Below are 15,210 nucleotides of genomic sequence, written 5' to 3'. Positions count from 1 at the left end.
AATTTACCGTTTATTTTACCATAAGGGAGAAATGCTTTTCTAGAGGAGTATAGCCATTTGCATATACGGTGAAACCGGCGCTGTTGATCTCTTCTCCGGAGTAATGTCCCTTGAAGGAGTGCTCTCCGAATCCGGGACCAATTTCCATTGTCACAGATCCGTCGTGAACCTCCAGATATCCGTCCTTTAATATCATGCCCTCTCCCGCTGCTGCCTCCAGAGCAAATGCAGGATGCTCCAGAGTTACACCTGCGGGAATGAAGATCTCCAATCTTAAAGGAAGACGGTCCAGTCCCTCAGCCTTCAGATGCAGCTCCAGCCCCTGATCCTTTTCCCGGATCTCCAGAGTTGTTTTTAACCGGCTGCTGATCAGTTTTTCCCGTTTGGTCTGATCCATTTTCCACCAGTCAGAGGTATCCTGTTTCTCCTTAAAGGGCAGATAATACCAGCTTTCTGCCTCTGCCTCCAGACGGCAGCCGTCGGGCAACTCTTCTATGGTCTGAGGAATGAAATTACGGATATCGCAGCAGCTTTCTCCGATTTTTACACAAAGCATCGTTCCCTGAGATTTAAAATACAAAAAAGCGCTCTTTCCGTTTAATACTGTGTAAGTATAGGAAGGCTTTCTCACCCTCAGCACACCGGCATGACGGAAAAATTTGCGATATTCCTCTAAAAATCCATATTCCTTAAAATGATATCCCATCATTTCATCATGGTTCATCACAATATGCAGACAGTCGGGCGCCAGATCTCCACGCTCCATATTATCTTTTATGATCTTATGTGCCGCTCCGTCAAAGGCAGGACAATGCTCTCTGCTGCACATATAAAGATACTGGTAGAAATATTTATCCGCATATTCCAGTTTTCCCTGATCCTGTCTGGTGGAATTCTGAGTGAAAATAGTATCGTCAGGGTCCATATAGGTAAGCATCATGGACAGATTGCGTTCCACATATCCCAAAAATGCCTCATCACCTGTTTCCTGATACATAGCCATCATGGCATTGTTTACAACTGCATTATAATTTCCCGTAGACCGCTCTGCATATTCTCCGTCCTCATCTCCGTCAATGCCCTCTGCCAGATACTGATCTGCCCGCGCCTTCAGCCCTGCAGCAAATCCATCTTCCTCTGCAAACAGATTAGAGCCCTGAAGAAGAGCTGCTGCGATTCCCCAACGGTGATTGGGCGTATGGAAGCCACCCTCGCGAATGGCATCCAAAGCCTTATGCATAATGGTTAAATACTTTTCCTTTAAAACCGTAATGGCCTCATCAGAAGAATCCCCATATTTTACCAGAAGCCGGTATGCGGCAATCAGCCGTTTAAAGCAGAATGAGGTATCTGCCGCTGATTTAAAATTGCAGGAGGGATAGTCAAAGCTTCCATCCTCTCTCTGGGTCCTTTCTATAAAATCCAGTGCCAGATTCACTGCTGCATACAGCTGTTCATTTTTATAAAAACAGCTGTCCTTGTGAAAATATACAGCCAGAGCAGAAGTCAGGGCATAAATCGTGGGCTTTGCTTCCCAGATATCGCCTTTGATTCCCCCATACTGCAGGGAAGCCGGGTCACCTACCTGACTTCCCATAAACTGCTTTGTTCTGTATTCTGCTCCCTTCAGCAGATGCGCCATATAACGTTCCATTGCAAGCCTCCGTTTTTAGCCCTTTACACCGCTGGCAGCCAGACCGCCGGTGATATAACGCTGCAAGATAATGAAAATAACAATAATAGGAAGGATGGACAAAATGGATGCTGCCAGAATGGAGTTCCAGTCTACGCCCATTGTTCCGATATAACTCTTGATTGCAATCTGAATGGTAAAATTCTCCTGATCGGAAAGCACCATCAGAGGCAGAATATAGTCATTCCAACGCCACATGAATGAGAAAATGGTCAGTGTAATGGTAACGGAGGATCCCAGTGGAAGCATGATCGACCGGAAAATCCGGAATTCGGAAGCTCCGTCCAGTCTTGCTGACTCTGCAAGCTCCAGGGGAATAGACATATAATGCTGTCTGTACATGAAAATACCGGTTGTTGTGGTTACAACGGGAAGGATACAGCCCCAGATACTATTGTAAAGTCCCATTTCGCTGACTACCGTAAACTGTGCGATGGTCAGGATTTCACCGGGAATTAAGGTTCCTAGCAGGAATACGGCAAATACCTTGTTTACATAGGGAATTTCCTTGCGGTAGATAGCAAGGGCATAACCGCACATGGCACTGATAACAACTGTAATCAGCGTGCCTACCACTGCCAGAAAAAGGCTGTTCTTTACATAGGTAAAAAATCCGTCTGCTACTACGCTGACATAGGATTCACCGCTGGGTGCCTGCGGAAAAAGATGCAGGGGATAGGCAAACAGCTCCGTAGAAGGTTTAAACGAGCTGAATCCCAGCCAGATAATCGGGAAAACCATAAGTCCTGCTACGGCCAGTCCCAGAACCGTCATACATATGGTTTCTACTTTACGCTTTACAGATCCTTCCATTATACTTCACCTCCGCCTTTGGTTGCTTTAAACTGTATCACTGCGATTACGATAAACAGAAGGCTTATAAGGATGCCTGCTGCAGAAGCGTAGCCGTACTTATACTGGTTAAAGCCCTGATCAAAAATATACTGTACCATATAGGTAGTTGAGGAACCCGGTCCTCCAAGGGAAATACCCTGTACCAGTGCGTATTCCTTTAAAAGAGATACGGTAGAAAGGAGAAGTACAATAAATGTTGTAGGCATCAGAAGCGGCAATGTGATGTTGATAAATGCCTGAATCTTTTTTGCACCGTCTACGCTGGCTGCCTCATACAGCTCCTGGTTAATATTGTTAATACCGCCTACATAAAGAAGCATATAGTATCCGGCGGAAATCCAGTTGGAGGCCACACTGATTACCACAGTTGCCAGAATCGGATTTAATGACCACTGCAGGGGATCAATTCCCATTTTCTGCAAAATAAAGTTAATTAAACCGTATTCCTGTCCGAACATCCAGTTGATTGTGATACCGGCTACCAGAGCAGATAAAAGAACCGGAATATAAATCAGGGTACGCATGATGGTCTTTCCCTTTACCAGCTTAGAGGTAACCAGAGCCGCTAAAAGCAGGGGAACGGCAATCTTAAAGGGCAGGTTGCAGACTGTATATATAAGGGTTCTTCCCACAGTCTTATAAAAATCTGTATCCTTTAAAATATCTGTATAGTTCTTTAAGCCAATCAGATCCATGGTCTTCCAGCCATCATAATTGGTAAATGAAAACCAGATGCTTAAGATCAGCGGCACCATGAAAAATACCGCAAATAATGCCAGCGATGGAAGTACGAACAGCCAGAAGCTGTGTGTATGGCAGAATGACTGCCTTGTACTCTTTTTCATGTCAATCTCCTCCTTGATTTCTTTTTAATCATTCATGTGCTTTCTGCATTCCATAAAGAACAGCATGGCCAGAGCCTGTCCGTAAGGCATGGGCTTAAGCTCAATCTCTTTGTAGAAATCCTTTGTCTTTCGTCCCATTGGGGTTCCGTAGGATACCTGATTTACAACGCCCGTCTCATCGGTATATTCCATAATAGGCTCAAGCGCCTTAAGAGCGCCTGCAGCCCAGTCTGCTTCCGCCAGTCCCAGTTCTGCCCCCTTTAAAATACCATATGCAAAACCACAGGTAGCACTGGCTTCTACATAGGAGGTCTTATCATCAATCAGAGTATGCCACATTCCTGTGGGTTCCTGATACTGAATCAGCGCTTCTGCCTGACGCTTCCAGGTTTCTTTTAAAAGCTTTTCCACACTTGGACTGCAGGGACACAGTGCCAAAAATTCCGGAATCGCTGCTGTAATCCAGCAGTTCCCTCTTCCCCAGAAGGCTGCAGCAAAATGGCTCTCTTCCTTAAAGGACCAGCCGTGATACCAGAGGCCCGTTTTACGGTCTGTAAGATATTTGATATGAAGCAGAAACTGATATTCCGCCTCGTCCTGATATTTCTTTTCTCCCAGAATTCGGCCCATATTCGCAAGGAAAAGAACGGTCATAAACAGTGTATCATCCCACAGCTCTCCCTCATTTAAGGTATCTGAGGTAATGTGCTGCAGTCCGCCTTCCTTTGTTCTTGGAAAATCAGCGTAAATCCATCTGGCCCATTCCCGGCAGACCTCCATGTAGCGTCCATTGTCTGTTTCCTCTGCCACAAAGGACATGGCTAAAAGAGGAGTTACCGTATTTACATTCTTGGCGGGAAGCCCGATCTTTAACTGTCTTTCATAGTAGGAAGTCAGGATGTTCATATACCGCTCATCCTTTGTTTCTTTATAAAGCTTCCATACTCCGTAAAGGCCTACGCCCTGAGTCCACTCCCAAAACTGGTACCTTCTGATATCATCTCCGGCAAGGCTCCTTGTCTTCATTCCCTCCATAAACTGGGAATCCTCCTCGTAAAGAACCTTTTCAAAGCTGTTAAGATACAGATCAATGTAACGGTCAATATCCGTTGCTGTGTATTTCATCCTCTCGCTCCTCTCATCGGAAGACCTTCATCGCTTCCATCACTTTCTGGATCTATCCTAACACTTTGATAAGTCAATTTCTACATCTATTTTGCCTTTTAGCTATAATAGCATTGCATATTTTGCTTTACGTGCAGGTTTTTGCTTTTTTATTTTATCAATCATTTCTCAAAAAGGCAAATAAAAAAACAGTCCATCCCACAAAGAATGAACTGTTTTCTGTGTAATAAAATTAGTATGCCATGCTCCAGCCAGAAGCCTCAGACAGCTGCTTTGCAAATCCGTCCAGTGCCTCTTTTGCTGTGATCTCTCCGGATACTGCGCGCTTTAATGCATCTCTGTACTCATTATCCTTATAATTTCTCCAGGAAGAGCTCTCATCTGTCATAAATGTATCTGTAACAAAATCAGTCTCAGCCTGCATTAATGCAAACTCTTCCTTCGCCTTGTCTGTCTCAGGCTCATAAGCAACATCGTTCATAACAGACAGACCCTTGTGAAGCTGCAGATACTCTTTGTAATGCTCCTCCTCGAAAAGCCACTGTACGAACTGCTTTGCCAGCTCAGTATTCTTTCCGTTCTGAGGAATTGCAAGAGCTGCACCGCCGATGATTGCGGACTGGCACTCGCTTCCCTTTGGTGAAGGCATTACGCCAAATTCGAATTTGGAAATATCATTTGTAAAGGTGTTGTAATTCCAGGAGCCGGATAACAGGATAGCTGCATCTCCATTCTTGAAATACTCAACCGGGTTATCTGTGGTACCTCCTGCCCAGATTGCCTTTGGCATTACTTCATTGTTAGCCTGAACAAAACGCTCCAGGGTTGCTACGTTCTCAGGACTGTTTACAGTTACCTTAAAGCTGTCCCCATCCTTTTCTACCAGAGAACCGCCGTTTCCGTACATCAGGATATCGTAACGTGCTCTTGATACATCAGCAGCAAAGCCGTACTTTACGCCACCCTTTTCCTGAAGCACTGCCGCATTTTCATACAGCTGTTCCCATGTCCATGGATTCTCCTGTGTGGGAGCCTCAATGCCTGCTGCAGCAAATGCATCCTTGTTATAGAAAACACAGGTTGTTGTAAACTGCTCTGTGATACCTGTAATCGCATCCGAAGAATAGGATTTTCCTACAATATTAAGTGCGGACTGATTAAATCTGGAAAGATCTACCACATCCTCCATGTTTACGAACTCATCTGGATAAATCTGATGAAGGAAGGTAGTGGAAACAATATCCGGAAGGTCTTTATTCTTAGCCATAGCCGGGAACTTGCTTCTCATATCATCATGGGAAATGATAATCTTTTTAATGGTATTTCCGCTTTCCTCTGCCCAGTGGTTTAAAGCATTTCCAAGAGCATCCTGCTCTCCCGGCTCCTCAGAAAGCATTACGGAAAGAGTCTGTCCTGTAATAGGGCCTGAACTTTCTGCTGCTGTTTCTTCTCCCTTTTTTGCTGAATCAGAACCACCGCAGGCTGTCAGTGCTGCTGCCATAGACAGAGTCAGAGTCAGAACGCCTGCCAATGCTCTTGCTGATCTCTTTTTCATAATAATATCCTCCTTAATACCTCTTGTTTTTGCATTTCCTCTCAACTGCTTTCGATGACTCCATAGTATCATTTTAATACATCAATTTCTACGCCATTTTTGCCTTTTTCGATATATAATATTGTATATTTTGCTTTTCACTTCCATCTTTGCTCTTACAGACCTATTTTCCGGTACAAACCTTCGGTGTAAGGCGGATGGAAAAAATCTCATATGGTTTCATCTCAAATTCCAGCGTCTGCCCCTTCCGGCACAGCTCTGTCTCCGGAACAAATGAGATTGTCTTTAAATCGGTCTGTTCCATCAGATCACAGACGGCTGCCTCAAAATCAGGAAGTAAAGGAAGCTCCAGATGCACTCTGGTACGCATTCCATAAGCCTCATACAGGCGGATAATCAGGTCATCCCCCTCCTCAGCCTTCTTTACCGTATCTGTAAAAATGTTTTCTTCGGCAATCCGTAAGAAGGACCAGCTTTCTGTTTTTATTCCGTTTTCTCTCTGTATTATCAGAGGACAATTTAAGTCATATGCCTCCCGGATTACCCCTCCTCTCCTGAAATCGCCTCTGTGTGGATAAAGGGAGTATGTAAACTCATGGAGACCCTGATCTGCCTGAGGATCCGGGAATATGCCGGATTTAATCAGAGTCAGGCTCATCACTGAATCATGAATGTCACAGCCGTATTTACAGTCATTTAAGATTGCAGCTCCATAGCCATATTCGGACAGATCCATCCACTTGTGGGCGCATACCTCAAAGCGTGCCTGATCCCAGGTGGTATTTTTGTGAACCGGGCGCTTCACATTTCCAAACTGAATTTCAAAATCTGCTTCACTGCTCTGTATATCAAGAGGGAAGGAGGTTCTTAAAAGGAGCTGGCTTTCATTCCAGTCTGCCTTTGTCTTAAAATCAATTCTGGAGGTATGGGGATAAAAGCAGATCTTCTGTTCCAGAACGGAATCCATGAAACGGCGGCGGATAAAAAGGCAGCCTCTTACAGGGCCATTTTCCTCCAGATAAAATTCCATGACACCTCCGAATTTCCATTTCTTTTCCCTGTATCCTGCATCAATATTCCAAGCATCAAACTCCATGGGGCGATCCTCATATACCAGAAGTTCATTTCCAACAGCACCTTTTTTAAGCAGCTCTCTGTCCTCTCTCAGATCTCGTATACCGCAGATTTCCCCCTGACCGTCAAATTCCATATGGAAAAATGGCGTATCAAAGCTTACGGGCCAGCCTCGTTCATCTGTCATCAGGCTGGTGATCACCGGCTCTTCTTCCGCCCTGACGGAAGATGAATATTCATATACTCCGATTCCCTTAGAAGGCGCGTCTTTTATCAGGAATAATGTGCTGCCGTCCGGCGTTTTCTGTACGCTGATGTTCTCCGGGCAGCTCCCGTTTCGGTATTCCTCTGCCATAACAGCCTCTTCACCTGAAAGCTCTGCAACAGAGGTCCGTCCAAAGCTTAAGGGATTAAAGACAGCCAGACATTCTTTTTTATTCTCTTCTTCTAACACGGACAGAACAGCGGACTGGGATTCGTTTACAATTCTTCCGGCTGACTGAATGATTTCCTCATACTGAACAGCGGAATCCTCATACACATCCTTTATGGATGAACCGGGCAGAATATCATGAAACTGATTTATAAGCAGAAGCTTCCAGTTTTTTTCCAGGTCTTTTGCAGGATACTCATATTTCGCTCCCATTACCTTTGCCAAAACAGAATAAAATTCCGCATCACCCATCAAAAATTCGCAGGCTCGATTATACTTCTTATTTTTTGCCTGAGAGGTATAGGTTCCCCGATGAAACTCCAGATACAGCTCTCCGCACCAGGAGGGAAGACATTTCCGGTCCATATTATCTTCCAAAATATGGAAGAAGTCCTTTGCAAAGGTCTGGTGTACACGAGGTACACCCGCGACCCCCTCCTCCATTCTGCGGCTCTGCTCCAGCATCTCCTCTGTAGGGCCTCCGCCTCCGTCGCCATAGCCATAACAGGTCAGAACATCACTGCTGGTTTCCTTATTCTGATATCTCTGCCAGGTTCCCTTTATCTGACTGGGGTTCTGCAGTCCATTGTAGGTGGTGCTTCCATTTGGCATATCCTTAAGGCTGCATCCGGGAAGATAATTTCTGGTCGTAATCAGATGAGTCAGAACCTGGCTTCCATCAATCCCTTTCCACATAAACGTATCATAAGGAAAAACATTATACTCATTCCATCCCAGCTTGGTAGTCATAAAATAGGAAAGACCTGCTTTTTTCATAATCTGAGGCATGGCTGCACTGTATCCAAATACATCCGGCAGCCAGAGCACCTCCTGCTTTTTCGCCCCCAGCTCTTTTTCAAAAAAACGTTTCCCATAGAGAATATGGCGGATCAGCGACTCGCCGGACGCCAGATTGCAGTCCGGCTCCAGCCACATTCCTCCTTCGGCCTCCCAACGCCCCTCCTGTATCTTTTCCCGGATTTTCTCAAACAGCTCCGGAGCCTCTTCCCTTACAAATTCATAAAGCTGGGGCTGGCTGGACATAAACTTATACTCCGGATACTGCTCCATCAGGTTCAGAACCGTCCGGAAGCTGCGCACTGCCTTCTGTCTGGTCTGTCTCAAGGGCCATTTCCATGCCACATCAATATGGGTATGACCGATCGAATGGACCGTTACCCGCTGGCTGCGGCAGATTTTCGGCAGATTCTTTTTCACATACTCCCGCACCTCTTTTACAGACCGGAAAAATTCTTCTGATCCCGGCTTTCTTAAATCAAGGCCTGAAATGGCAGTATTTAAAAATTTCATAACTTCAATCCGGTCCAGATTCTCCTCGGAAAGAAGCTCTGCTGCCTCAAAAGGAACCTTCAGATCATAATACAGGCCTGCGATTTCCCTGTCATAGACAGCAGCCGTAAGATGGAAAAAGTTTGTAGGATTTTCGCTGTTGGAATAGGCATAAAACACCAGTTCAAATCTCCCTCTCTCCTGAGCCTTCTCTGTGAGAATCAGATCCTGATGATTCATATCCATAGTCCCTGCGAGAATTCCATCCTTATATGCCATAATCTGAGGATTATCCGTGTTCCAGATATCATCTGCGCCTGTATTTAAGGTTACACGGACTTCTTTCCCTTCCCATTCCCTCTTTATAACAACTCTTGTCCTGAACCAGAAATGCCGGTCCCTTCCGCCCCAGGTTTCACAGCTTCCAAAAGGCATCCATCCATCCCTTATCTGATCCTGATTAAGGGTTTCTGAAAAATGGTAGTCTCCCGGACGGATCTCTACCTCTGTCAGCTCCTCCTTCAGAGAGTAGCGCCACTGTCTCAGGCTGTCTAAAACCGGTCGTATTCTGTTTCTCATTACATCCATCTATCCGTCCTCCACCTCTTGTTTTTCCTGTCAGTTCTGCTTTAAAATACCTGCAAGCTTCAGGTACAGGCCATAAAAAACAGCCATAGCTGCGGGAAGTATCATAAAACTGATACCATAGCCCCATCTGGATGAAACTGCGCCGAAGAGCATATTAAATACAATATCTGCCACTGTAGCCGCACTGATAATAACACCTGTGCGGGTAGCCGCTGTGCCGGACGGGTAAATCTGCTGGATCAGAAGCACCATGGTCGGATACAGAATTGCCAGTGCGAATCCCGATGCTCCCAGAATCCATACACCGCCCTCTCCCAGAATACAGCCTGCACAGAACATAGCTGTTCCAATGCCTCCAAAGAGCTTCATACTTCTTACTGCTCCCATTTTCTGAACCACAGGAGCGAAAATCAGACGTCCGGCTGTCATACCGGCCCAGAACAGGGACAGGCTTGCAGAAGCACTGGCAGCTTCCATGGAAAATGCAGAAATACAGTATGACATCAGCCAGTTCATTATGCCATGTTCACCGATAAAATAACAGCCCATCATGGCAATAAAAATCCAGAATACCTTTGAATCCGGCTCCTTTTTAATTCTTTCCTTTTCCTGCTCCTTCTCTTCCCCCTGTCTGGGCACCTTTAAAAAGAAAAACAGTGCCATTACCAGACCGGCGATTCCTGAAAGAATGCCGTTCGTCCATTTCCAGCCCTCATAGTGAAAGGCATATCTTCCCAGCAAAAACTGGCTTCCGCTGGTTCCTATACCCTGAATAAAAAAAAGCACATTTACCATAAGTCCCGCATAGCCGGCAAACACAGCCGGAGTCAATATGTTCACGGTGGTGTTTAAAAGAGTGGATGCTCCCAAAGCAAGAAACATGGAAACCAAAATCCACATATAGCTGTCTGTCACCAGATTAATAAGAACAGCTCCCGCCCAGACTGCCGTTACAGCCATGGCCACATTCTTTCTTGGAAACAGATCCAGAAGCTTTCCTCCAATACTTAAAAACAGCAGATTTCCCTCATAGCTGATTGTGACAATCAGAGACAGCTGGCTCCCGCTTAAATCATACCTGTTCTGAAATACAGGGGCAAAAATTCCCCGAAGGGCGTCATTTGCTCCAAGTCCTGCCATTAAAAAAGCAAAGCATAGAAATGCAATCCATTTTGTTCGTTTCATTTTCTGATTTTCTCCTGTTTATTCTTCTGTCCTTCCCGGTGTTATAATCCAGGTTCTGGAAAATTCCGGTTCATTGAACTGATATTTTTCCAGCAGCTGAGGACCGCAGCTTCCTGAACCGATACCGCTCTGACTGTGATCCAGACAGAGAATCGTGCTGTCTGCCTCCTCCAGTTCAAAATCATGGGCCTTCCCGGACAGCTCCTCCTGTGTATAGGTACATGCCTGGAACATAAATGCCTCCCCGGATGTGACTTTAAGCCCCATCTCTTCTCCGCTGAGAGAGCACCAGCTGCAGTCCCAATGAGCGCCATACTCCTGAGGCTTCAGATAAGGCCGGTGCATGGTTCGTACATTTCCCTCAAATATGCCGTGCCAGGATGCCCGATGCTTATCCGGATAGCTTTCTTCCGGCCCCATTCCGCAGTAACGCACCTGACAGAAACTCTTATCCAGAAACAGACGCAGGCCAAACCTTGGAAGGAACGGAAATTCCATATCCTTCTTTACGTTCAGCTCCACCCGGATCTGCCCGTCCGTGTGAATCTGCCATCTGGATTTAATATTTAAGATGCGCTGAATATGAACCGCTGATAAAGACAGCTCTGTTACAAGCTCTGCTGATCCGTCTTTCAGCAAATGTGCTTCCGTTGAATAGGTTCGTACCCTGGTGCGGTCATAACCGGCTCTCTCCCATTCCAGACGGATGCGGCGGTCATTATCCGCAGGAGCTCGCCAGATATTGTACTCCATGGGATGGGTAAGGTATTCTTTTTCTCCCTTTTTAATCTCCGAAAAGACTCCCAGGAACGTATCATATACATAGGTGAAGTCCTTTCCTGTTACGGTAATCCGCCGTTCTGTCTGATCCAGTATAAGAGCAGCTCTGCCTGTTTCCGGTAATTTTTCTTTCCCGCAGATCTCTGTTTTTTCGGACACAGCCTCCGGCAGCTCTGCCTCATCAAAGCCAAGCTCCCAGCCTTCCTTCAGTCCGGAAACCGGATATCTGAGCAGATATCTTACTCTCAAAAAGCATCTGCCTCCTTCGGGAAGCCTGCCTGTATACTGCACTGCTGCACTTCCATGAGGCGGCACGGAGGGCAGCTCCTTTTGTATGCCTGTCTCTACGATTTTTCCGTCCTGAACGGCTTCCCATTTCAGATACACATAGTCCTTAAGATCTGTAAAATCCATATGGTTTTTAAGAACAACCAGCCCCTTTTCCCAGTCTACACTCTGTATTCTGGCAGGACGATATACGTTTTTAAATTCCCGTAAGCCCGGATGGGGAATCCGATCCGGAGACACCAGACCATCCACACAGAAGTTTCCGTCATGAAGTTCTTCCCCATGATCCCCGCCATAGAGAAAGCCTTCCTTCGTTTTTACCGCATGGTCGCACCACTCCCAGATAAAGCCGCCGCACATTCCATCGTATCTGTGAATTAATTCAAAATAGTCCTCCATATCTCCCGGTCCATTTCCCATGGCATGGCAGTATTCGCACATCATAAAGGGCAGATTTTCTGAAAAAATCCGGCTGTCCGGCTCTTCAAAATACCTGCATATTTCCTCCTGATCCGGGTACATCCTGCTGTACATATCCATGGAGCTGAAATCATATTTCTTTACATCCGGCACATATCTTGCGCCTTCATAGTGACACAGTCTGGTATCATCCCGTTCTTTGGTCCAGGCCATAGCTGCCTCAAAGGCACACCCGTAAGCGCTTTCATTTCCCATAGACCAGATCAATACGCTGGCATGGTTTTTATCCCGCTCCACACAGCGTCTCGTACGGTCCAAAACGGCCTCCGTGTATGCCGGATTATCTGCAATCCACCGATTCCACTGCCTCACATGGGTATCCCAGTCATCCACCTTTTTAAATACCTTATCTGTGCCATGGCTCTCATTGTCCGCTTCATCCATCACATAAAATCCCATTTCATCAAAAAGGTGGTAATACTGGGGACTGTTGGGATAATGGCTTGTACGGATGGCATTTACATTGTGCTCCTTCATCAGCCGCAGATCCGTTTCCATCTGCTGCCTGTTTATGGCAAAGCCTGTAACTGGATCACTGTCATGACGGTTTACACCATGGAATTTTACGGCTGTTTTATTGATAAACAGCACTCCATTGTCCACATAAATCTCCCGGACGCCGAAGCGGTCGGTGATCCATTCCTTTTCGGTCTGAAGCTCAATGGTGTAAAGCCAGGGCGTCTCTGCATTCCAAAACCGGCAGTTTTCCAGACAAAAACAAATCCTGTCTTCCTCTGTTTCTCTGCTCCAGTTCTGCTCTAAAACCACTTCTCCATCTGGATCCAGCACACGAATCAGCCCCTCCGGCCGGTTGGCGCCGTAAAAGGACAGCTCTACAGAAATCTCAGCTGAATTTCCCTGGATATAGGGCCGGATAAAATAATCCCGAACCGCTTCCTTCGGACGTTTCAGTACATACACATCTCTGAAAATGCCGCTCATACGGAACTTGTCCTGATCCTCCAGATAACTTCCGTCACACCACTTTAACACCAGCACTGTCAGACGGTTATCCCCCTCCTTCAGATACCGGGTAATATGAAATTCACTGGTTGAATGGGATACCTGAGAATATCCCACAAAGGTTCCGTTGATCCACACATAAAAGCAGGAATCCACACCCTCAAAATTCAAAAATGCCTCCGGTGCATCCGGGCAGCTTTTATATTCAAAGCTCCTTTCATACAGTCCGCAGGGATTTTCCCTTGGAACAAAGGGCGGATCAAAGGGGAATGGATATCTGGTATTGATATACTGATTCTCATCTTCACCATAGCTCTGCCATACAGCAGGAACCTCTGCCTCCTTTCCCCTGATTACTCCCTCATTCCAAAAATTCTCCGGCAGATCGTATACACTTTCAAAATATTCAAATTTCCAGATTCCGCTTAAAAGGAAAAAACGGTCTGATTTCTCCCTGTCCAGAAAATAACATCCTCTGCCGGAAGCCGGAATATAATACGCCCGGTCAGGCTCTGTATTTACATGCAAATGGTTCATATCCTCAAAATAACCTGGTATCTGCATTGCTGTATCTCCTATGATTATTATTTTTTTATTACAGTATACCTGCTTTTCAAAGCAATAACTATTTCAATTTTGTCTTTATGCTATTTAGGTATTGCATTTTTTGTTTTTTTATGATTTACTGATGATACCATCAGTGAATAAGGGGGCACAACTCATGAAAACCTATCACAACTCGCCTCTTCTCTACGAAGAAGGCTTTTCCATTATTATCAACGAAGTAGCCACACCCATTGAAAACTCCACGTTTTATTACTTTGACTACGATAAACGCAGCCACGCAATCAACATGGATTTTCCTCATTTTCACAGCTTCTATGAGCTGATGATCCTCTTAAGCCCAAAAGCATACCACTTTGTAGAGGGAAAACGGTATGACCTCATTGCAAATGACCTGGTGCTCCTCCCTCCCTCTGTGCTTCATCAGTCAGAATATCTGCCCGGACCGCCCAGCGACCGCATTATCATTGGCTTTATGCTGCCAAAGCAGATGAATTTTGGCGCTTCCGGCTACAAGGAGATCCTCTCCGTATTTAACAGCTCTGTGCCTGTTTTCCGTTTCCACAGAGAGGAACAGAACCGTCTGTATCAAAAGCTCAACGAAATCGTAAGCATTGCCCAGGACACGCCAAATGTCAATATCCGTAATCTGCTTATTCATACCAAATTTACGGAATTTCTCTTTCTCCTGTATGAAATGCAGGGTTTAAACCATTATGTCCCCAATGTAGAAAACGGAGTTAAGGAAAAAATTTATACCATCACCAACTATATCCATACCCACTATAGCGAAGATATCTCCCTTGCAGCTCTGGCAGATACATTTTACATCAGTCCCTACTATCTGTCCCACCAGTTTAAAAATGTCACCGGATATACGGTTGTACAGTACATACAGCTGACCCGGATTAAAAATGCACAGTATCTCCTGCTCAATTCACCGCTGCGCATTACGCAGGTAGCGGAATCCACAGGATTTTCCAGTTTTTCACAGTTTAACCGGGTATTCCGGAAATTCTGCGGTATGTCTCCTTCAGACTACAAGCTGATTTCCCACCATTCCTCTTACCGCCCAACAGCTCCGGATGAGCAGCAGTAATTTTACCACAGCTTTACAAAAACGCACAAAATGCACAATACACCTTTCAAAGGGGCTTTCCAGTCAAGGAAACTGCTTAAAAAGCAAAGGAAACGAAGGCATTGTTAAAGTACGCCAAAAATCCGAAAGGGCTCCCAAAACAAAAGAATTCCTTCCGGATTTTTTTATGCATAGAGCGAGGGTATCGCTCAATCATCTAATTTGATGATTTTGCGACACCCTCTGTCTTTATTTGTTGTGCGCCTGGCGGCGCACGTTTCTAACGGGTGAAAGTCCTGAATCCACCTGGTAGCGGGAAGGATATAGCCGAAGGCAAGGGTGTTGCAGGTGACTGCAAATCTGAAGGAAGCCGGATGTGGGGAACGAACCCATGGGCAAACCTCTGGTCTGACG

General features: G+C 45.7%; 9 protein-coding genes. 1 reads left to right on the top strand and 8 read right to left on the bottom strand.

Translation table 11 applies throughout. The features are described 5' to 3' along the window. Positions 1–10 precede the first annotated feature (10 nt). From LA360_RS02310 to LA360_RS02275, 8 genes are all read right to left on the bottom strand, one after another. Positions 11–1,654, bottom strand: coding sequence for a hypothetical protein (locus LA360_RS02310; RefSeq protein ID WP_057572503.1), 1,644 nt, complete (start codon positions 1,652–1,654; stop codon positions 11–13). Between the two features lie 15 nt (positions 1,655–1,669). Continuing rightward, on the bottom strand, positions 1,670–2,506 hold the full coding sequence (locus LA360_RS02305) for a carbohydrate ABC transporter permease (RefSeq protein ID WP_022202445.1): 837 nt from the start codon (positions 2,504–2,506) through the stop codon (positions 1,670–1,672). Next, positions 2,506–3,393 (bottom strand): carbohydrate ABC transporter permease, encoded by an 888-nt coding sequence (locus LA360_RS02300; protein ID WP_022202444.1) that lies wholly within the window; start codon positions 3,391–3,393, stop codon positions 2,506–2,508. Before LA360_RS02300 ends, LA360_RS02305 begins: the two co-directional genes overlap by 1 nt. A gap of 24 nt (positions 3,394–3,417) precedes the next feature. Further along, positions 3,418–4,518: a beta-galactosidase BglB gene (gene bglB, locus LA360_RS02295; protein ID WP_112483050.1), complete on the bottom strand. Its 1,101-nt coding sequence runs from the start codon at positions 4,516–4,518 to the stop codon at positions 3,418–3,420. Positions 4,519–4,750: 232 nt separating this feature from the next. Then, the gene (locus LA360_RS02290) at positions 4,751–6,073 is read right to left on the bottom strand and encodes an ABC transporter substrate-binding protein (RefSeq protein ID WP_022202442.1); all 1,323 of its coding nucleotides are present in this window, start codon (positions 6,071–6,073) and stop codon (positions 4,751–4,753) included. 163 nt (positions 6,074–6,236) lie between these two features. Further along, positions 6,237–9,458, bottom strand: coding sequence for an alpha-mannosidase (locus LA360_RS02285; RefSeq protein WP_057573079.1), 3,222 nt, complete (start codon positions 9,456–9,458; stop codon positions 6,237–6,239). A 30-nt stretch (positions 9,459–9,488) separates the two neighbouring features. Further along, the gene (locus LA360_RS02280) at positions 9,489–10,643 is read right to left on the bottom strand and encodes an MFS transporter (RefSeq protein WP_057573078.1); all 1,155 of its coding nucleotides are present in this window, start codon (positions 10,641–10,643) and stop codon (positions 9,489–9,491) included. Between the two features lie 18 nt (positions 10,644–10,661). Continuing rightward, complete coding sequence (locus LA360_RS02275; protein WP_057573077.1) at positions 10,662–13,718, bottom strand: glycoside hydrolase family 2 TIM barrel-domain containing protein; 3,057 nt, start codon at positions 13,716–13,718, stop codon at positions 10,662–10,664. 157 nt (positions 13,719–13,875) lie between these two features. Here LA360_RS02275 and LA360_RS02270 point away from each other — a divergent pair, with 157 nt between their 5' ends. Further along, on the top strand, positions 13,876–14,817 hold the full coding sequence (locus tag LA360_RS02270) for an AraC family transcriptional regulator (protein ID WP_070104045.1): 942 nt from the start codon (positions 13,876–13,878) through the stop codon (positions 14,815–14,817). Positions 14,818–15,210 lie beyond the last annotated feature (393 nt).

Source organism: Enterocloster clostridioformis, from assembly GCF_020297485.1.
Classification (GTDB): Bacteria; Bacillota; Clostridia; order Lachnospirales; family Lachnospiraceae; genus Enterocloster; species Enterocloster clostridioformis.
This window is presented reverse-complemented; position numbering and strand designations above follow the sequence as displayed.